Origin of the sequence: Streptomyces sp. NPDC091292 (assembly GCF_044757265.1) — a bacterium.
GTDB lineage: Bacteria > Actinomycetota > Actinomycetes > Streptomycetales > Streptomycetaceae > Streptomyces.
Genome location: NZ_JBIVUQ010000031.1, coordinates 29,344 through 48,609 on the forward strand (window position 1 = coordinate 29,344; position 19,266 = coordinate 48,609).

Annotated in this window: 15 protein-coding genes and 4 tRNA genes; 7 read left to right on the plus strand and 12 right to left on the minus strand. The window is 70.4% G+C overall.

Translation table 11 applies throughout. The features are described from left to right. Nucleotides 1–49: 49 nt before the first annotated feature. Nucleotides 50–1,039 carry a UTP--glucose-1-phosphate uridylyltransferase GalU gene (galU, locus tag ACIQNU_RS40725; RefSeq protein ID WP_401376820.1) on the plus strand — a complete coding sequence of 330 codons (990 nt, stop codon included), beginning with the start codon at nt 50–52 and terminating at the stop codon, nt 1,037–1,039. Between the two features lie 31 nt (nt 1,040–1,070). On the opposite strand, the gene ACIQNU_RS40730 is transcribed toward galU, so the two are convergent. Together ACIQNU_RS40730 and ACIQNU_RS40735 are read right to left on the minus strand one after the other, a co-directional pair. After that, the gene (locus ACIQNU_RS40730; RefSeq protein ID WP_401376823.1) at nt 1,071–2,225 is read right to left on the minus strand and encodes a glycoside hydrolase family 26 protein; all 1,155 of its coding nucleotides are present in this window, start codon (nt 2,223–2,225) and stop codon (nt 1,071–1,073) included. 118 nt (nt 2,226–2,343) lie between these two features. After that, a tRNA-Gly gene (locus ACIQNU_RS40735) sits at nt 2,344–2,417 on the minus strand. 276 nt (nt 2,418–2,693) lie between these two features. Between ACIQNU_RS40735 and ACIQNU_RS40740 the strand changes: the two genes are divergently transcribed. From ACIQNU_RS40740 to ACIQNU_RS40750, 3 genes are all read left to right on the plus strand, one after another. After that, nucleotides 2,694–2,888, plus strand: a complete 195-nt coding sequence (locus tag ACIQNU_RS40740; RefSeq protein WP_401376923.1) for a hypothetical protein — start codon at nt 2,694–2,696, stop codon at nt 2,886–2,888. A gap of 87 nt (nt 2,889–2,975) precedes the next feature. Then, nucleotides 2,976–3,551, plus strand: a complete 576-nt coding sequence (gene dcd / locus ACIQNU_RS40745; RefSeq protein WP_401376826.1) for a dCTP deaminase — start codon at nt 2,976–2,978, stop codon at nt 3,549–3,551. Between the two features lie 5 nt (nt 3,552–3,556). Continuing rightward, nucleotides 3,557–4,084 (plus strand): phosphoribosyltransferase, encoded by a 528-nt coding sequence (locus ACIQNU_RS40750; protein ID WP_401376828.1) that lies wholly within the window; start codon nt 3,557–3,559, stop codon nt 4,082–4,084. Between the two features lie 31 nt (nt 4,085–4,115). On the opposite strand, the gene ACIQNU_RS40755 is transcribed toward ACIQNU_RS40750, so the two are convergent. The 10 genes from ACIQNU_RS40755 to ACIQNU_RS40800 all read right to left on the minus strand — a co-directional run bounded on the left by ACIQNU_RS40755 (nt 4,116) and on the right by ACIQNU_RS40800 (nt 15,027). Beyond that, nucleotides 4,116–5,189 carry a YIP1 family protein gene (locus ACIQNU_RS40755; protein WP_401376831.1) on the minus strand — a complete coding sequence of 358 codons (1,074 nt, stop codon included), beginning with the start codon at nt 5,187–5,189 and terminating at the stop codon, nt 4,116–4,118. Nucleotides 5,190–5,224: 35 nt separating this feature from the next. Beyond that, nucleotides 5,225–6,679, minus strand: coding sequence for an FG-GAP-like repeat-containing protein (locus tag ACIQNU_RS40760; RefSeq protein WP_401376833.1), 1,455 nt, complete (start codon nt 6,677–6,679; stop codon nt 5,225–5,227). A gap of 162 nt (nt 6,680–6,841) precedes the next feature. Further along, nucleotides 6,842–8,251 carry an FG-GAP repeat domain-containing protein gene (locus ACIQNU_RS40765; RefSeq protein ID WP_401376836.1) on the minus strand — a complete coding sequence of 470 codons (1,410 nt, stop codon included), beginning with the start codon at nt 8,249–8,251 and terminating at the stop codon, nt 6,842–6,844. Nucleotides 8,252–8,413: 162 nt separating this feature from the next. Next, nucleotides 8,414–9,913, minus strand: coding sequence for an esterase (locus ACIQNU_RS40770; RefSeq protein WP_401376838.1), 1,500 nt, complete (start codon nt 9,911–9,913; stop codon nt 8,414–8,416). Between the two features lie 206 nt (nt 9,914–10,119). Then, nucleotides 10,120–12,396: a (Fe-S)-binding protein gene (locus ACIQNU_RS40775; RefSeq protein WP_401376839.1), complete on the minus strand. Its 2,277-nt coding sequence runs from the start codon at nt 12,394–12,396 to the stop codon at nt 10,120–10,122. A 301-nt stretch (nt 12,397–12,697) separates the two neighbouring features. Then, nucleotides 12,698–13,012, minus strand: a complete 315-nt coding sequence (locus ACIQNU_RS40780) for a hypothetical protein (protein ID WP_401376841.1) — start codon at nt 13,010–13,012, stop codon at nt 12,698–12,700. 88 nt (nt 13,013–13,100) lie between these two features. After that, nucleotides 13,101–13,177, minus strand: a tRNA-Phe gene (locus ACIQNU_RS40785). Nucleotides 13,178–13,204: 27 nt separating this feature from the next. Then, nucleotides 13,205–13,279 (minus strand) — tRNA-Asp (locus ACIQNU_RS40790). A gap of 39 nt (nt 13,280–13,318) precedes the next feature. Continuing rightward, nucleotides 13,319–13,391: transfer RNA gene (locus tag ACIQNU_RS40795), tRNA-Glu, on the minus strand. 94 nt (nt 13,392–13,485) lie between these two features. After that, nucleotides 13,486–15,027: a metallophosphoesterase gene (locus tag ACIQNU_RS40800; RefSeq protein ID WP_401376843.1), complete on the minus strand. Its 1,542-nt coding sequence runs from the start codon at nt 15,025–15,027 to the stop codon at nt 13,486–13,488. Nucleotides 15,028–15,086: 59 nt separating this feature from the next. Between ACIQNU_RS40800 and ACIQNU_RS40805 the strand changes: the two genes are divergently transcribed. From ACIQNU_RS40805 to ACIQNU_RS40815, 3 genes are all read left to right on the plus strand, one after another. Next, nucleotides 15,087–15,437, plus strand: coding sequence for a metallopeptidase family protein (locus tag ACIQNU_RS40805; RefSeq protein ID WP_401376846.1), 351 nt, complete (start codon nt 15,087–15,089; stop codon nt 15,435–15,437). A gap of 960 nt (nt 15,438–16,397) precedes the next feature. Then, nucleotides 16,398–16,934: a hypothetical protein gene (locus ACIQNU_RS40810; protein WP_401376849.1), complete on the plus strand. Its 537-nt coding sequence runs from the start codon at nt 16,398–16,400 to the stop codon at nt 16,932–16,934. A gap of 270 nt (nt 16,935–17,204) precedes the next feature. Beyond that, nucleotides 17,205–19,266, plus strand: a 2,062-nt coding sequence (locus tag ACIQNU_RS40815) for a DEAD/DEAH box helicase (protein WP_401376852.1), incomplete at its 3' end; no start/stop codon positions are given.

The window sequence follows — 19,266 nt, forward strand, 5'->3', positions numbered from 1 at the left end:
CCCGTAGCGACCCCAGGGCACGGCGGCGACGCCGTGCCCGGAGAGTGCCATGCCTGCCACCTTCCCGCGCGCCCGCAAGGCCGTCATCCCCGCCGCCGGTCTGGGCACCCGTTTCCTGCCGGCCACGAAGGCCACGCCGAAGGAAATGCTCCCCGTCGTGGACAAGCCGGCCATCCAGTACGTCGTGGAGGAGGCCACCGACAGCGGCCTGGACGACGTCCTCATGGTCACCGGCCGCAACAAGCGGGCCCTGGAGGACCACTTCGACCGCGCCTACGAACTCGAACAGCTCCTCGAACTCAAGGGTGACAAGGAGAAGCTTCTGCGGGTCCGCGCGTCCAGCGAACTCGGCACCGTCCACTACGTCCGCCAGGGCAATCCGCGCGGTCTCGGGCACGCGGTCCTGTGCGCCGAACCGCACGTCGGCGACCAGCCGTTCGCCGTCCTGCTCGGCGACGACCTGATCGACGCGCGCGACCGGCTGCTCACCCGCATGCTTGACATCCAGCAGCGCTACGGCGGCAGTGTCGTCGCGCTCATGGAGGTCGACCCCGACCGCGCGCACCTCTACGGCTGCGCCGCCGTCCGCCCGGCGGGCGACGCCGAACAGGACGACGTCCTGCGGGTGACGGACCTGGTCGAGAAGCCGGAGCCGGGCACCGCGCCCAGCAATCTCGCCGTCATCGGCCGCTATGTCCTCGCCCCCGAGGTCTTCGACGTGCTGCGCCGCACCCCACCCGGGCGGGGCGGAGAGATCCAGCTCACCGACGCGCTGCGCGAACTGGCGGCCGATCCGTCGCTCGGCGGGCCCGTCCACGCGGTCGTCTTCCGGGGAAGACGCTACGACACCGGCGACCGGGGCGAGTATCTGCGTGCCGTGGTCCGTCTCGCGTGCGAGAGGGAGGACCTCGGGCCGGACTTCCGGGCCTGGCTGGCCGACTTCGTGGCCTCGGACGCAGCGGCGACCAACGGCGCACCGGTCGGAACCGGCGAACCCATCCGCACAGGCGAACCCGTCACGGTCGGCCAACGGGCCTGACCCGCCTACCCGTTGAGTCGATCGGGCCGTTCTACTCGGGCTCTTTCGACGGTACGGGCTCGCCGTCCGGAGCATCCGCCAGCTCCAGGCCGGCGAGCCCGCCGCGGAACGCCCGCTGGGTCCCCGGGGTCTCCGCGAACCGCCAGTCCTGCTTGCCGCCGTGCTCCGGGCTCCGCTCGAACCAGACGAACCCGATCACCTCGGGACGACCGCGCAGCCAGCCGAAGAAGTCCGCGATCCAGGCCGCCTTGTCCTTGCCCGGACGGGCCCCCGTCTCGGAGATCAGCACGGGCCGCTTCGTGAAGGCGCGGATCTCGCTCAGCGCCGGATCGAAGACGTCCGCCGCCCGTTTCTCGTACTTCCGATAGCCGCTCAGCCCGACGAGATCGACGTACGCGTCCCCGGGATACAGGGGCCGCAGCCGCGTCTTCTCGATGGTGCGCAGGATGTTCGGGCTCCACTGCCACACCACATTGCGCACGCCCGCCTGGGTGAAGAGGTCGTGGACATGGCGCCACGCCTTCACATACGAACCGGCGTCATTGCCGTTGGTGTTCTCGGCCCAGGGGAACCAGGTGCCGTTCATCTCGTGCGCGAACCGAAGGATCAGGGGGCGTCCATGGGCCCGTACGTCCTCGGCGAACCGTTTGACGTACGCGTCATGACGGCCGTCCGCGATCTCCGCCAGCGCGTAGTCCGGCTGATCGTTGCCGGCCTCGACCGACGCCCACGGCTCCCAGGTCAGCAGCGGAACGCCGCCCTGCTTGTACGCCTCGTCCACAGCGCCTCGCCGGTAGCCCTCGTTCCATTTGACGAAGTACTCCAGCAGATTCGGCTGCTTGCCCGCCCGTCGCGCGACCGCGTCGGTCTCCGCGGGCGACCAGGGCGTCTTGAGCGTGCTGATACCGAAGTACCGGCCGCTCGTGGGGATCAGCCGCTGGGCCGCGGTGCCCGGCGGCGGCGTGGCCGACGCGGAAGGCTCACCCTGCCCGGAACCGCGCGTCGGCGCGGAGGACGAGACGGCGGGTCTGCCGTCGTCACCCGAGCCCGAGCCCGAACACCCGGTCAGCGCCAGCGCGGACGCCAGTACCACCAGCAGCGGACGCCGGAGCGACGGCCTCCGCACGGCGCGGGGAGAGGCGACGGCACGGACCTGGGGGCATGAGGGGCCGAGGGGGCGGGACACACGAGAAACCTACAGGTCGCCCACACCGGTTCCACATCGGCCGGGGGCCCGGCCGCGTCCCCGGGCCGGACGACTGGACAAGCAAGAAACCCCAGGTCACGGACCTGGGGTTTCAAAATGGAGCGGGTGACGAGAATCGAACTCGCGCTCTCAGCTTGGGAAGCTGATGTTCTACCATTAAACTACACCCGCGCGAATAGCCCGGTGGAACCGGTTTCGCATCGTTGCACACTCTACCCCATGCCCCACCTCCGCCGCCCGAAGGGCGGCGTTCGAGGTGTGGACGCGGGTGCGGTCGGCGGGAGTTGGGGCGTAGCGTGTCGCCCGTGGTTCAGGTGCGGAGTGCCGTCCACGAGCCCGTCCTATTCGTCCCGTAATGTGGCCTCCTCGTCAGTCGGGCGGGCGCCACGGCGGCCGTCCGTACGCGGCTCTTGGGGAAGGGACTCAGAGGACTTGTCAGAGGACTTGATCGAGCGCACCGTGGTCCGATGTGCCGAAGGGCATGTGTTCCGTACCGCTTCGTTCCCGATGCAGCAGGCCGACCGGCTCGGTCCCGGCCGGCTCATCCGCTGTCCACGGTGTGCCCGGCTGCGCCACGCCGTTCCCGTACCGGTTTCCGTACCGGTTCCGGTTCCCGATCCCGTGGAGCCCGGTCGGCGGTAGCGGTGGTGACGGGCGCCCCCTTCCCCCCGGGGGCACCGGGGGCGCCCGCGTTGCGGCGGAGCCGCCTACTCTGCGTATCCTCGACGCGTGCTTCTCTCAGACAAGGACATCCGGGCCGAGATCGACGCGGGGCGTGTGCGCATCGACCCGTACGACGAATCGATGGTGCAGCCGTCGAGCATCGATGTGCGGCTGGACCGCTACTTCCGGGTGTTCGAGAATCACCGGTACCCGCATATCGACCCCTCCGTCGAGCAGGCCGATCTCACGCGGCTCGTCGAGCCCGAGGGTGACGAGCCGTTCATCCTGCACCCCGGCGAATTCGTGCTCGCGTCGACGTACGAGGTCGTCTCGCTGCCCGATGATCTCGCCAGCCGCCTGGAGGGAAAGTCCAGCCTCGGCCGCCTCGGCCTCGTGACGCATTCGACCGCCGGATTCATCGACCCCGGATTCTCCGGACACGTCACCCTTGAGCTGTCGAATCTCGCGACGCTCCCGATCAAGCTCTGGCCCGGCATGAAGATCGGCCAGCTCTGCCTGTTCCGGCTCAGCTCACCCGCCGAATTCCCGTACGGCGCTCAGCGCTACGGCTCCCGTTACCAGGGGCAGCGCGGGCCCACCGCCTCCCGGTCCTTCCTCAATTTCCACCGGACGCAGGTGTGAACTCCGTGGACCAGGACGCCCAGGACGCCCAGGGCACGGATTCCGGTCGCGAGAATCTGACCTACTCGGACTTCGGCACCGCCGTCCGCGAACTCGCCCAGTCCATCGCCGACGACGGATTCGAACCCGACGTCGTCCTCTCCATCGCCCGCGGCGGCGTCTTCGTCGCCGGCGGTCTCGCCTACGCCCTCGACTGCAAGAACATCCACCTGGTGAATGTGGAGTTCTACACGGGTGTGGGGACCACGCTCGACATGCCCGTCATGCTGGCGCCCGTACCCAATGTCATCGACTTCACCGACAAAAAGGTACTCATCGCCGATGACGTCGCCGATACCGGCAAAACCCTGAAACTCGTCCACGAGTTCTGTCTCGACCATGTCGCCGACGTGCGCTCCGCCGTCATATACGAGAAGTCGCAGTCCCTCGTGAAGTGCGAGTACGTCTGGAAGCGCACCGACGCCTGGATCAATTTCCCGTGGAGCGTCGATCCGCCCGTCGTCCGCCGCACCGGGCAGATCCTCGACGCCTGACCCGGGTCACCCGCACCTTCCGGTCAACAGATCAGAACGTCCCCAGCTTGATGATCGACAGCAGCGCGATCAGCTGAATCGCCGACGCCCCCAGCGCCTTGGGCCACGGCAGGTCATGGGACTTGCTGACCATCATGGTGAACAGCACCCCCGCCCCGATCCACGTCGCCCAGCCGATGAGCTGGACGAATGACGCGTCGCCGCCCAGGAACATCGCGAAGAGCAGCCGCGGGGCGTCCGTGATCGACATGATCAGCATGGACAGGCCGACCGTCGGCTGCCACGCCCCGTCACCGCCGAGCTGGCGGGCGAGCGTGTGGGTGACGACACCGAGGACGAAGGCGCTGAGGACCAGCGCGATACCCGTCGTCAGGACATACGGGATCGCCGTCGACAGGGTCGCGTTGATCACGTCCTCGCGGGCGCCGTCGAAGCCGAAGATCGCCAGCAGGCCGTAGAGGAAGGTCACGATGAGGGCGGGGCCCCACATCGTGTAGTCGCGCATCCGGAGGAAGGTGGGGGCGGGGCGCAGCACGATGCCGCTCAGCAGCTCCTTCCAGTGCAGCGGCGGCCCGGCCGGCGGCGCGGACGCCTGGCCCGCGCGGTAGGTGTCGCCCTGGTTGTACGGGTCGTCGATCGAGAACGCCTGGGTGTGACCCGCGTTGTTCGCCGCGTACGGGTCCGGCGCGGCCTGCGGATGCCCGTCGCCGAAGTACTCCGGCTCCCCGTGCCCCCCGCCGGCGGCCGACCACTGCCCCTGCTGCCCCTGCTGCCCGTACCCGCCACCCTGCGGCCCGTACTGCGAGGGCTGTCCGTACTGGGGCGGCTGCCCGTACCCGCCCTGCTGCCCGTACGGCGGCGCCGCGGGGCCGCCGTACGGTGCCTGGCCGCCCTGCGGGGCCTGCTGTCCGTACGGCTGCCGCCGCGGGCTCTGCTGCGGGTGCTGCTGCGGGTTCTGCGGGCTCTGCGGTCGCCCTTGCGGTGCGCGGTTGTCCCGGCCGCGTCCGTTCCTGAATCCAGCCACGTCATCGAACGTACCTGGTCCCGGAGAGTGACGGGTCGGCGCCGAGGGAAACCACGGGTCATTGCGGCCGACCTGTGACATCCCCTAGGGGACCCCGGGACCACGCGTCAGGGACGTCAGTCCGACAGGTTCACGCCGAACCGGGGCTGCCCCGCCGTCGAGACACCGACCCCGGACGGGTACACACCGGCGGACGCCGTCAGGGTCCCGTTCGCCCGGGAGATCAGCGGGTACACGGCCCCGTTGAAGTCGTTCTCGCCGTACGCGCCGACGAGGACATCGCCGCGGCCGTCGCCGTTGAGGTCGTCCACGTGGATGTCGAGGCCGAAGTAGTCCCCGGTCTCACTGGAGTTGGGGACGCCGGGGGTGTCCTGGTTGAGGGCGACGGCGCCGTCGGTGGAGATGCCGGAGCCGTCGCCGGCGCCGTACAGGATCGTGACCGCGCCCTGGTCCTTGCCGCCGGTCAGGTCCTCGCCGGGCACGCCGATCGCGAGGTCGAGGTTGCCGTCGCCGTTGATGTCGCCGAGGTCGATCTCGGTGCCGAAGAAGTCCTTCGTCTCGCTGGTGCCGGGGACGCCCGGGGTGCTCTGCGAGAACGACTGCCGCTCCCCGTACGCGGGCCCGCTCGCCGTGCCCTTCGCGATGAGGACCTTGCCGCCCTTCTGGGACTCGGCGATCCCGGAGTCCCAGTCGATCCCGAAGACGATGTCCCCGTAACCGTCGTTGTCCGTGTCACCGACGTCCGTGATGGTGCCGGTCGGCAGCTTCTGGGCGCCGCTGGTGGTGACGCCGGAGGAGGTGCCGGGCAGCCAGTAGTTGGAGTTCCAGTCGTCCTCCTTCGAGTACCCGTTGACGATCAGGTCCTCGCGCTTGTCGCCGTTGAGGTCGCCGGAGTGCAGGTTCCAGGCGCCCGCGCCGTCGCCGCTGTAGATGTTCGGGACGACGGTGGAGCGCGCCGCGGGGGCGCCGGTGCGCTTGAAGCCGCCGCGCAGGACGTCGAGCGTCGCGTACGTGCCGGAGGCGATGGCGAGGTCGTCCTTGCCGTCGCCGGTGAAGTCGCCGGCCTCCAGGAGCCGGCCGAACCCGTCGTGCTTGGTGGGGCGCGGGTCCTGGATGGTCGAGCCGCCCTTGAGGCCGGACGCCGAGCCCCAAAGGATCACGGCGGTTCCGCCGTCCTTGTCGCTGCCGACGTCCTCGCCGCTCGCGCCGACCGCGAGGTCGTCGTAGCCGTCGTTGTCGAAGTCGCCGTACGCGGTGTCCGAGCCGAAGAAGTCGTTCTTCTCGGCGCCGCCGGGCACACCGGCGCTGTTCTGGCTGTACGAGGCGTACCGGTTGCCGGTCGCGCCGCCGTAGATCGCGGTGACCTGGCCGGCGCCCGACTGTCCGGCGACGGTCGCGCGACCGGCGGAGACGGCGACGTCCGCGTATCCGTCGCCGTTGAAGTCGGCGTCGGACGCGGCGAGCGGCACGGCGGGGGCCGCCTGGGCCGGGCCCGCCGTGAGAGTGAGCAACCCGCCCGTCAGGGCCACGGACGCTGCCGTGGCGAGGGCGAGTCTGATGCGCTGATGCATGCGGTCTCCTGCGGTGGGGATGCCTGGCGGGCATCCGCAGTCGAATGGGAGCCTTTACTCACGTTTGCCGGGATGTTGCCTCAGCTTTACGGAGTGTTCGGCTCACAGAAGACTCCCGATGGGGCCCGAGGGTTGTACGGGACAACTCTTTTGTCCGCGGGGCTACTTCATGCCCAGGAACATCGCCGTCGAGAACGTCACCTTCGGGGCGTCCGCGAGCAGCCCGTCCGCCGCGCCCGGGTACACCGCGACCGTGTCCCGGGTCTCGTCGCGCGCGGTACGGACCACCAGGTCGGCGCGCCCGTCCCCGTCGAAGTCGGCGACCGCGAGGACCCGGGTCGTCCCGCGCGCCTTCGGCTCCACGACGACCTCGCCCGCCTTCGAGAGGCCCGACGCCGAGCCCGGGAAGATCCGCAGCCGGGAGCCGCTGGACACCAGGTCGTCGAGCCCGTCGCCGTCGAAGTCGCCGGAGTCGAGGACGGTGCCGGGCACGGCGAGCGTGGCGCGCGCGGTGCCCGGGATCCCGTACCGCAGGGCCGTGCCGCTCTGGGAGCCGATCGCCGCGTCCATGCCCTTGCCCCCGCCGCCCCCGCCGAACCGGCCGAAGGCCACGTCGACGCCCGACGGCAGCAGGACGCCCGTCTCGGCGGGCCCCTTCGGACCGCCGAACACGACGGCCGACTTCGAAGGACCGCTCTGCGTGCGGACGACGAGGTCGTCGTAGCCGTCGCCGTTCACGTCGACCGCGGGTCCGGCCGGTACGTTGCCGGGCGCGGGCAGTGGCGCGCCCGCCGCGCGCGGTGCTCCCGTACGCGAGAACGGGCCGCGCAGGAAGGTCAGCGAACTGTTGCTCGCGTGTACGACGAGGTCCATCGCGCCGTCCCCGTCGAAGTCGCCGCAGACCGGCTGGTCGGGCCAGTCGTTGCCGATCCGGGCCCGGCCGGGGATCCGCACCTTGACGGCCTTGGCGCCCTTGGTGTCCTTGGCGGCCAGTCCGCCGGGTGAGCCGAACAGGATCTGGAGCGGTACGGGGGGTGCGCCCTGGCCGTCGTACGGCGGGTCGGTGGAGACGACGAGGTCGGTGAACCCGTCGCCGTCCAGATCGCAGAACGCCTCCGCGTCGAAGGTGGCCGGCACCTGGCCGTCGGTGGGCGCGGCCAGCTCGGCCGGATTCAGCAACTGCCGGGTCGCGGGCCGCAGTCCGGTGCGGGAGCCGTAGACGATGCCGATGCCCGCGTCGTCGCCGTGGCTGTCGTCGGGGCCTTTCACCAGGTCGTTGATGACGAGGTCGGGGTAGCCGTCGCCGTTGAAGTCGGCGCCCGCCCTGCTCACCTTGTTGCCCTTGCCGCCCTTGCCCCGGGGCACCGGCAGCGGCGCGGGCCCCTCGCCCGCCGCGATCCCCACGGGCCGACTGGCCTTCGCCCCGCTCCCGTCGGCGTCGCCGGACGACCCGCAGGCGGTGAGGGCGGCGGCGAGCAGCAGCACGGAGGCGCAGAGGGCGGTCGCCCCCGTACGACCCGTGCCCGTCCCGCGCCCCGGGCGCCCCACCCCGTCACGTCCCGCGCGCACCATCCGCCCCACCCGTCCGTCCACCCACTCTTCCGACTCGGCCCACTCCGAAAACGCCGCGCCCATCATCCGCCCGTTGGGCAGGTACGCAACAGACGGGTACGCAACAGGCCGGTCCCGCCGGAGGGGGTGCGGGCCCGGCCTGTCGTCCAAGGGGTGCCGGGGCTACTCGTCGATCGCCGCCCCGAACAACGCGTCCGCCGCCGGCGCCCCCAGCGACCTGGCGCCGTACGTCCACGAACCGGTCGCCGTCACCCCGCCCGAGCCCGCCGACAGGACCCAGACCACGCCGTCGTCCGTGTTCTCGCCGGGCGCCGCCGCGAGCAGCCCGTAGCGGCCGTCCCGGTTGGGGTCGGTCAGCCGGACCTGGGCGCCCCACTTGTCGCCCTTCTCGGCGGCGCCGGGCACGCCCTTGCTGTTCTGGTCCCACGACTTGGCACCGGTCGCGGTCAGCCCGCCTTTGCCGCCGCGCAGAATCCATACGGCGCCCGCGTCGGCGACGGTGCCGATGTCCTCGCCGGGCGCGCCGATCGCCACGTCCGCGTACCCGTCGCCATTCGTGTCCGCGACGGACAGGTCGGCGCCCCAGCCGTCCCCGCGCTCGGCGACCCCGGGCACCCCGGCGGTGTCCTGCGTCCACCACTGGGCCTCGGCCGCGGGACCGTCGGGACCGCCGTACCGCACGCCCACCAGACCGCCGGTCAGGCTCTCGCCGCCGTCGTCGGGGGAGTGCGGCTCACCGGTCACCAGGTCGTCGTAGCCGTCGTTGTCGATGTCTCCTGATGCCACCGCCGGCCCACCACGCAGCTCCCGCTCGTACGTGAGGAAGCCCTCGCTGCCGGAGAAGTACGCGGACCAGCCGTGCCCGGGTTCGGCGCCGGTGGTGACACCGGAGACGACGAGGTCGGCGTAGCCGTTGTCGTCGTAGTCGCCGGTGGTGAGGGACTTGGGGAGGATGTCCCGGTCGGCCGCGAGTCCGGCGAGGCGCTGGGTCGCCCGCTTCTTCAGCGGTGACCGGTCGTCGGCTGCGCCCTTCGCGGCGCGGGCCTCGGGCGCGTACCCGAAGGTGTGGAGGCTGTTCTTGTCGAGGACGGCGATCAGGTCGCCCGGGTTGTACGCGGTGAAGTGTGCGGCGGCGACCGCGAGGCCGAACTGCGCGCCCTCGGCGGGCTCCACGGCCTGGATCCAGTCGCTGGCCGCGCCCGTGAGACCCGCCTTGGAGCCCCACAGGACCGCGACCCCGCCCGCGTCCTTGCCTTCGTACAGATCCTCGCCGGGGATGCCGATGAGCGCGTCGTCGTAGCCGTCGCCGTCCAGGTCGCCGGTGGCGACGGCCTGCCCGAAGTGGTCGCCCGCCTCGGCGGCACCGGAGACTCCGGCCGTCGACTGGCTGAACCGCGCCACGTTCTTGGTGCCGATGCCCTTCGGCGACCCGTACTGCACGGTGACGAGTCCGGCGCCCTTCTGTCCGCTGACGGTGGCGCCGGGCGCGCCGACCAGCACGTCCTCGTACCCGTCGCCGTTGAAGTCGCTGTTCCGGTCGCTCGCGTGCGTACCACCGGGGGTTCCGGCGTACGCGGCGGGCGCGGTGGCCAGGGCCATCCCCGCGCCGGACAGCAGGAGGAAAGAGGCCGCCGCGAGGGCGGTCGAACGGTTCTTGCGCATGTGCGGCTCCCGTGAAGAGGATGACCGGGCAGGCGCGGGGGTTCCGGCAAGGGCCCGTTCCTTGTCCGGCAACCTGTTCGACACGGAGTGGGGCGGAAGGGTTGTACGGGGGCGTAGGCGGGCGGACGGGTACGGGACGGTCCGGATACGGGGAAGGCCGGGATCCCGTACAGGCGACCCCGGCCTCAACAACCCACCCGCGCGGGCTACTTCACCGGCTGCGGCTCCGGCGCGTCCGCCGACTCGGCCTCACCGGTGGGCGGTTCACCGTCGGCGGGTGTCCGTACCGAGTCGAGCAGCAGCTGCGCCACGTCCACGACCTGGAGGGATTCCTTCGCCGCGCCATCGTTCTTCTTGCCGTTGACCGAGTCGGTCAGCATGACGAGGCAGAACGGGCAGGCGGTCGACACGATGTCGGGGTTGAGGGACAGCGCCTCGTCCACGCGCTCGGTGTTGATCCGCTTGCCGATGCGCTCCTCCATCCACATCCGGGCACCGCCGGCGCCGCAGCAGAAGCCGCGCTCCTTGTGCCGGTGCATCTCCTCGTTCCTGAGGCCGGGCACCTTGGCGATGATCTCGCGGGGCGGTGTGTAGACCTTGTTGTGGCGGCCGAGGTAGCAGGGGTCGTGGTAAGTGATGAGCCCTTCGACCGGCGTGACGGGGACCAGCTTGCCGTCGTCGATGAGGTGCTGGAGCAGCTGGGTGTGGTGGATGACCTCGAACTCGCCGCCGAGCTGCGGGTATTCGTTGGCGATGGTGTTGAAGCAGTGCGGGCAGGTCGCGACGATCTTCTTGGCTGCCTTGGGCTTACGGGTGGCCGGGTCTTCGTCGTCCTCGCCCCAGGCCATGTTGAGCATGGCCACGTTCTCCTGGCCGAGCTGCTGGAACAGGGGCTCGTTGCCGAGGCGGCGGGCGGAGTCGCCGGTGCACTTCTCGTCGCCGCCCATGATGGCGAACTTGACGCCCGCGATGTGCAGCAGCTCGGCGAAGGCCCTGGTGGTCTTCTTGGCCCGGTCCTCCAGGGCCCCGGCGCACCCGACCCAGTAGAGGTAGTCGACCTCGGAGAGGTCTTCGATGTCCTGGCCGACGACGGGCACCTCGAAGTCGACTTCCTTGGTCCACTCAAGCCGCTGCTTCTTGGCGAGCCCCCAGGGGTTGCCCTTCTTCTCCAGGTTCTTGAGCATCGTGCCGGCCTCGCTGGGGAAGGCGGACTCGATCATCACCTGGTAGCGGCGCATGTCGAGGATGTGGTCGACGTGCTCGATGTCGACGGGGCACTGCTCGACGCAGGCGCCGCAGGTGGTGCAGGACCACAGGACGTCGGGGTCGATGACCCCGTTCTCCTCAAGGGTCCCGATGAGGGGCCGCGCGGCCTCGGCGAGCGCGGAAGCGGGGACGTCTGCGAGCTGCTCGGCGGTGGCCTTCTCCTCCCCCTCCATGCTCTTGCCGCCCCCGGCGAGGAGGTACGGGGCCTTGGCGTGGGCGTGGTCGCGCAGCGACATGATCAGGAGCTTGGGGGAGAGGGGCTTGCCGGTGTTCCAGGCGGGGCACTGCGACTGGCAGCGACCGCACTCGGTGCAGGTGGAGAAGTCGAGCAGGCCCTTCCAGGAGAAGTGCTCGACCTGGCTGACGCCGTAGACGTCGTCCTCGCCCGGGTCCTCGAAGTCGATGGGCTTACCGCCGGACGCCATCGGCAGCAGCGCGCCCAGCGCCGTACCGCCGTCGCTCTCGCGCTTGAACCAGATGTTGGGGAAGGCGAGGAAGCGGTGCCAGGCGACGCCCATGTCGGTGTGGAGCGCGACGGTGATCATCCAGATGAAGGAGGTGGAGATCTTGATCATCGCGACGAGGTAGACGAGGTTCTGCACGGTGGAGACGCTGAGCCCCTTGAAGGCGGCGACCAGCGGATACGACACCAGGTAGGAGATGTCGTAGCCGTCGACGTGGTGCAGTACGCCTTCCAGACCGCGCAGCGTCAGGATGCACAGGCCGATGATCAGGATGACGGCCTCGACGAAGTACGCCTGACCGAAGTTGGAGCCCGCGAAGCGGGACTTGCGGCCCGCGCGGGTCGGCAGCGAGAGCTGGCGGATCACGATGAGGGTGAGGATGCCGAGCGTGGTGAGGAGCCCGATCAGCTCGGTGAACACCTCGTACGGGGGCCAGGTGCCGATGACCGGCAGGGCCCAGTCGGCCTGGAAGAGCTGACCGAAGGCGTTGACCAGGGTGAGGACGAGGGTGAAGAAGCCGACCGCGACGAACCAGTGCGCCACGCCGACGATGCCCCAGCGGTTCATCCTGGTGTGGCCGAGGAACTCCTTGACCACGGTGAGGGTGCGCTGCTTCGGATCGTCCGTGCGGGTACCGGCCGGGACCGGCTGGCCGAGCCGCACATAGCGGTAGATCTCTGCGATGGCCCGGCCGAACAGCGCCACACCGACCACGGCGAGCACCAACGACACAATGATCGCGGCGAGTTGCATGAAGGCTCCTCGAACCTGCGCGAGCTGATTACTAAGCGGTAACTTATGCGGTTCGTTCGAGACTACCGACTAATCGCGCCGCGCTGTAGTTAGCGACGCGGTGATCTGCGTCGCTGTGGGGCACCACAGAGTCACGGTACGCGCCGCGGGTGGACCGGTGGGGAAGGTGAGGGTGCGTCTGAGGCGCCGGTTGCGCAGTTCCCCGCGCCCCTTGAGGAGTGGGTGTCTGGGGTGGTGGGGGAGGTGCGGGCCGGTGGGGGGTGGTTGCGCAGTTCCCCGCGCCCCTTGGGGCCCGCGCCGCTTATGGGGTGCTGGGCTTCTCCGGGGTGCGGCCCGGTCGCTGGCCGATCATCATCACGACGAGGCCCGTCAGGAGTAGGGCGCTGCCGGACAGGGTTCCCCACTGGCGGATGTCGATGTCGCTGATCATCAGGCCGAAGAACACCTGACAGAACAGGGCGAAGGCGGCGATCAGCTGGCCCCAGCCGTGGATACGGGGGCGGTGGATCGTCCGGCGGTTCCTGGGGAGTACCCAGCCGTGCGTCACGTGCGCCACACCGGATGCGGCAAGGAGCGCCGCCGCCAGCAGGCACGGCAGGATGATGTAGTACTTCATGATCCCCTCCCGCGGTCGACCCCGCGGCCGACATGAAAACGACCCCGCCGGAGTATTTCGGCGGGGTCGAATGCCCTGGTGGGGGCGATGGTGGCTGGGGCCGGGATCGAACCGGCGACCTATCGCTTTTCAGGCGATCGCTCGTACCAACTGAGCTACCCAGCCACGCAGTTCACTTGAGTGATCTGCAAGCGGTCCTGACGGGATTTGAACCCGCGGCCTCCACCTTGACAGGGTGGCGAGCACTCCAAACTGCTCCACAGGACCTGGTGTGTGTGCCGACACAGTCTTGCATATCGACACGCGTGCCCCCAACGGGATTCGAACCCGTGCTACCGCCTTGAAAGGGCGGCGTCCTAGGCCGCTAGACGATGAGGGCTATCGGCCCGCCTGGGCGCTTCTCAGCGCGTCGGGGACGTGTTGAAGCATATGGGATGGCGGGGAGTATCGCCAAAACGGTTTACCGGAACGGTTCAGCGGCGGCCCGGCGGTGTCGGGCTCGGCGTGGCGCCCGGCTGGTTCTCCTTCGGGAGGTGGCGGCTCACCTCCGCCGTGGACAGGCCCAGACCGCCGAGTTTGATCTCGTCCCACGCCTGGAGCTGCCGCGTCCCCCGGTCCAGGTACAGGATCGATGCCTCGATCGGGTCCGGGTACTTGCCCTCGACCGCGCGCAGCCCGCTGCCGCCCGTCGACCCCTCGACCCGCAGCCGGGTGCCCAGCGGCATGACCTCCATGTCGCGGTGGTGCAGATGCCCGGACAGCACGATCGGTACGGTGCCGTCCGTCTCGCGCGCGGCCACCGGTTCGTGGACCACCGCCATGTCCACCGGCGTACCGGCCGCCGTCTGGTCCCGCAGCGCGGACGCGAGCCGGATGCCCGCGAGGCGGTTGGCCGCGTCGCCCCCGGCCGGTACCGAGCGGTCCGGTGTGAACTGCGGGTCCCCGGTCCCGGCGAACCGCACCCCGGCGACGGTCACGGCCCGGCCCTCGTCCAGGACGTGCACGTTCTTCATGCCCTGGAGGTACTTCTGGGTGGCCCGGGAGTCGTGGTTGCCGCGTACCCAGACGTAGGGGGCGCCGAGGTCCGGGATCGGGTCGAGGAAGGCGTTCTCGGCGGGGCTGCCGTGGTCCATCGTGTCGCCGGAGTCCACGATCACGTCGATCTTGTACTGCTCCACCAGCGAGGAGACGATTTTCCAGCTCGCGGGGTTGAGGTGGATGTCGGACACATGCAGGACGCGGATCGTGGACGGGTCCGGCTGGTACGCGGGCAGCGTCGACGTGACGTCGTACAGCTTGGTCACATTGGTGACCAGGCGCGCCAACTCCTTCTGGTAGACGTCGAATTCGCTGACGATGCTGCGGGCGTTGCCTACGACCGATGGCGCGCTGCTGAGCAGTCCGGAGAACTTCGGCTCCAGGACCGAGTTCGGGTTGAACGTCGCGAAGGCGGTGGCGCCGGACGCGGCGAGCAGGGTGAGCGCGAGTCCGCCGGCGGCGAGGGCGCGGCGCGGGCGCCGGTAGACGACCAGGCCGAGCGCGGTGGCCCCGGCGACGACGGCGACGCAGGAACGTACCGCCAGGTCGAGCGTCCCCTGCCCGACGTCCCGGGCGACCTCGTCCTGGAGCCCGGAGATCCGTTCGGGGTGCTTGACCAGGGCCTCGGCGCGTACCGGGTCGAGCTGGTCGACGTCCACGTCGAGGCGGATGGGCGCGGTGTGGGTCTTCAGTTCGAGGGCCCCCAGCGGCGAAACGTTGATCTTCGTACCGCCGGAGAAGGAGGCCCGAAGCGTCATCCGCGTGTCCATCGGCCCGACGGGCACCCGCACACTCCCGACGACCAGCAGCCCGAGCCACGCCCCGACCAGCACGACGCCCACCAGACCGAGGGCGCGACGGTACGGGTGCGGGTCGCGGCCCAGCTCCGGCAGGGTGCGGCGGGCCCTGCGCGGGAGGCGTACCCGGCGGAGTGCGCGGAGTGCGGACAGTGCTGCGGCTGCGCGGTCGCGGGGCATTGGTCCCGTATGCCCAGGGGCGGGGTGGGGTATGCGGCGCGGTGGTCGACAATGGGGCTGTGCTGGAGATGACGCGCGAGGAGTTCGAGGAACTGGTCGCCGAGGCCCTGGACCGGATCCCGCCTGAGCTGACGCGGCTCATGGACAACGTGGCGGTGTTCGTCGAGGACGAACCGCCCGCCGACGATCCCGAGCTGCTCGGGCTCTACGAAGGGACACCGCTCACGGACCGGGGCGAGTGGTACGCGGGCGTCCTGCCCGACCGCATCACGATCTACCGCGGCCCCACCCTCCGTATGTGCGAGTCCCACGAGGAGGTGGTCGCGGAAACAGAGGTGACGGTCGTCCACGAAATCGCCCACCACTTCGGAATCGACGACGAACGCCTGCATGCGTTGGGCTACGGCTGATCGGAGGGGGGTTCCGTAGGGGTTGGTGTGGGTGTGGTTGGTGCGGGCGTGGGTGGTGCTGCTGGTGTGGGTGGTGTGGGTGGTGTCGGAGTGGTGGGGGCTCCCGGGTGTGCCCGGCCTGATTCCCGCTTCCGCGCGGCGGTCATCTGCCACCGGGGTGGGTGTCCGGCGGCATGGGCGCCGGGTGGTGTGGATGGTGCTGGAGTGGCGGCAGGGGCTTCGGGCTCCTGCCTGATGTTCTTCCGCCGATGTCGTGACATGCAACGGTGGCGGGTGTTCGGCGGCATCGCTACGGGCGAGTGGGGGTGCGTTCGGGTGCTGGTCGGGTTTCGGGGGCTGCCTGGCCCTCTTTCCGTCGCAGTGGTGATTCGCCACGGCGGTGCTTGTTGGGCGCCTTGGTCGCGGGCCGGTGTGGGTGGTTTGTGATGGTGGGGGGTGCAGGGCGCTGCCCGATCCTCTTTCCGTCGCAGCGGTGCTGCGCCACGGCGGTGCTTGTTGGGCGCCTTGGTCGCTGGTCGATGTGGGTGGTTTGTGGTGGTGCGGGCTTTCGGGCGCTGCCCGGCCCTCTTTCCGCCGCAGCGTTCATCCGCCACGACGGCGGTGTTCGGCGGCATTTTCGCGGGCCGGTGGGGGTGGGCTCGGGTGTTGGTCGGTGGTGGTGGAGGTCCAGGGCGATGCCCGGTCTTCTTTCCGCCGCAGCGTTCATCCGCCACGACGGCGGTGTTCGGCGGCATTTCGTGGACCGGTGTGGCTCGGGTCCGTCCGGTTCTTGGTGTCTTGGTGTGAGGTCGTCGCGGACAAACCCCGGCGGAGCCGGGCAATGTGACACGGGTGCCCGTAGGCGGGGGTGGGGGCCGGGTCGGGAGCGGGACGGCGGAGTCGTCCTGGCGCGTGTCTTCTTGTGGGTGACGGGAGTTGGGCAGCGCGAGTCCTTGCCCCGTGCCCCGGAGGTGGCTGCCCGTGCGCCCCTTGTACGTTCCCGTCCGCCTGGCCGTCGTGGCGGCGGCCGTCGCGGCGACCGCCGGCTGCATGAGCGTCGGCGACGACGCCGGGCGGCCGAACCCCTCGCACTCCGCTGGGCCACGGGGCGGTGCGGCGGCACCCGACGGCGGTACGGGCGCCACGGGCGGCGGCACCGGACACCACGACGAGCACGGCGTCAAGGAGGACGGCCGCCCCGGCGCCGACGGACCCTCCCCGTCCGCCTCGGTCACCGGCACCGAGTCCCCCTCCGCTTCGGCGCCCGGCAAGCCCCCGAAGAACGGGAAGCCCGACGTCCCGGGCAAACCCGACGTACCGACCCCGAGCCACCCCGACCCGACCCCGCCCAAGGACACCCCGGACCCCACGCCGACCAAGCCGGACCCGGAACCGTCGCCCCCGGACCCGACGACCGCCGAGCCGTCCTCGTCGGCGCACGAGAACGGGCCCCTGAACGACCAGGCGGGCCGGTTCATGCGGATGGAACCCTCACCGGAGGCCGGGGAGCCGGTATGAGAACCGGCGTGAACGGCACCCGCCTACCGTCTGTGTTCGACTCGTGATCGGAGTCACGCAGAACCGGTTTGCCTCGGGGGCCGAGGGGTGCGTATGGTGGTAGATCGTTTGATCCCATTTGCCCGGCGCACTCCTCACAGAGCGAGGACAGAAGCGCGCCGCGTGTGGCGCGTACTCTCCCTTGCCGTGGCCGGACCGCATTGAGGCGGTCGATTGCGACTTCACGGAGTTTGGGCGCGTGCCGTGAACTCCGGAAGGTTCGCATTTCGCATGTCTGTTTCCAGTACTGATCACGTCGTCGTGCCCGAGAACACCTCGGACAACGAGGTCGTCGAGACCGTCGAGATCATCGATGCCGCCGAGGTCGTAGAAGCCATCGAGGTCATCGAGTCCGACGACGACGCGACCGGCACCCCCGAGGCCCCCGAGGCCACGGACACCCCCGAGACCCCCGCGGGCCCCAGCTTCAGTGACCTCGGCCTCCCCGACGGCATCGTCCGCAAGCTCGCGCAGAACGGTGTCACCACCCCGTTCCCGATCCAGGCCGCGACCATCCCGGACGCCCTGGCCGGCAAGGACATCCTCGGCCGTGGCCGCACCGGCTCCGGCAAGACCCTCTCCTTCGGCCTCCCGCTGCTCGCCACGCTGAGCGGCGGCCACACGGCCAAGAAGCGCCCCCGCGGCGTCATCCTCACCCCGACCCGCGAACTGGCGATGCAGGTCGCCGACGCCCTCCAGCCCTACGGCGACGTCCTCGGCCTCAAGATGAAGGTCGTCTGCGGCGGCACGTCGATGAGCAACCAGATCTACGCCCTGGAGCGCGGCGTCGACATCCTCGTCGCCACGCCCGGCCGGCTGCGCGACATCATCAACCGCGGTGCCTGCTCGCTCGACAGCGTGCAGATCGCCGTACTCGACGAGGCCGACCAGATGGCCGACCTGGGCTTCCTGCCCGAGGTCACCGAGCTGCTCGACCAGGTTCCGGCGGGCGGCCAGCGCATGCTGTTCTCGGCCACGCTGGAGAACGAGATCGACTCCCTCGTCAAGCGCTACCTGAAGAACCCGGTGACCCACGAGGTCGACCCGTCGGCCGGTGCGGTCACCACGATGACCCACCACATTCTGGTCGTGAAGCCGCGCGACAAGGCCCCGGTCACCGCCGCGATCGCCGCCCGCAAGGGCCGCACGATCATCTTCGTCCGCACCCAGCTCGGCGCCGACCGCGTCGCCGAACAGCTCCGGGACGCGGGCGTTCGCGCCGACGCGCTGCACGGCGGCATGACCCAGGGCGCGCGCACCCGCACGCTGGCCGACTTCAAGGACGGCTACGTCAACGCGCTCGTCGCCACCGACGTCGCCGCGCGCGGCATCCACGTCGACGGCATCGACCTCGTCCTGAACGTCGACCCGGCGGGCGACCACAAGGACTACCTGCACCGCTCGGGCCGTACCGCCCGCGCGGGCCGCTCCGGCACCGTCGTCTCGCTCGCGCTGCCGCACCAGCGCCGGCAGATCTTCCGGCTGATGGAGGACGCGGGCGTGGACGCCTCGCGCCACATCGTCGGCGGCGGCGGGGTGTTCGAGCCGGAGGTCGCCGAGATCACCGGTGCCCGGTCGATGACCGAGGTCCAGGCGGACTCGGCTGACAACGCCGCGAAGCAGGCCGAGCGTGAGGTCCAGGACCTCACCAAGAGCCTGGAGCGCGCGCAGCGCCGCGCCACCGAACTGCGCGAGGAGGCCGAGCGGCTGACCGCGCGGGCGGCGCGGGAGCGGGGCGAGGAGCCGGGGGCCGCGGTTACCGAGGGATCCGAGGTGCCGGGTGCCGTTGACGCGGAGGCCGTGGTTTCCACGGAGGCTCCGGCGGCTTCGGTGGCTCCGGTGCGCAACGAGCGTCCGGCGTACGAGCGTTCGTCGTCCTCGTCCTCGTCCTCGTACGAGCGGCGTGATGGTGGTGACCGTGGTGGGTTCCGCCGCGATGACCGTCGGGACAACGACCGTGGCGGGTTCAACCGGGACCGTGGCGGGTTCCGCCGCGATGACCGTCGTGACGGTGACCGTGGCGGGTTCCGTCGGGACGACCGTCGTGACAACGACCGTGGCGGGTTCAACCGTGACCGTGACCGGGACCGTGGTGGCGACCGTGGCGGGTTCCGTCGCGACGACCGCCGGGACGACCGCCGTGACGGTGACCGCGGTGGGCGTACGTTCGAGCGGCGTGACGGCGGTGACCGTGGTGGGTTCCGCCGCGATGACCGTCGTGACGGTGACCGTGGCGGGTTCCGTCGGGACGACCGTCGTGACAACGACCGTGGCGGGTTCAACCGTGACCGTG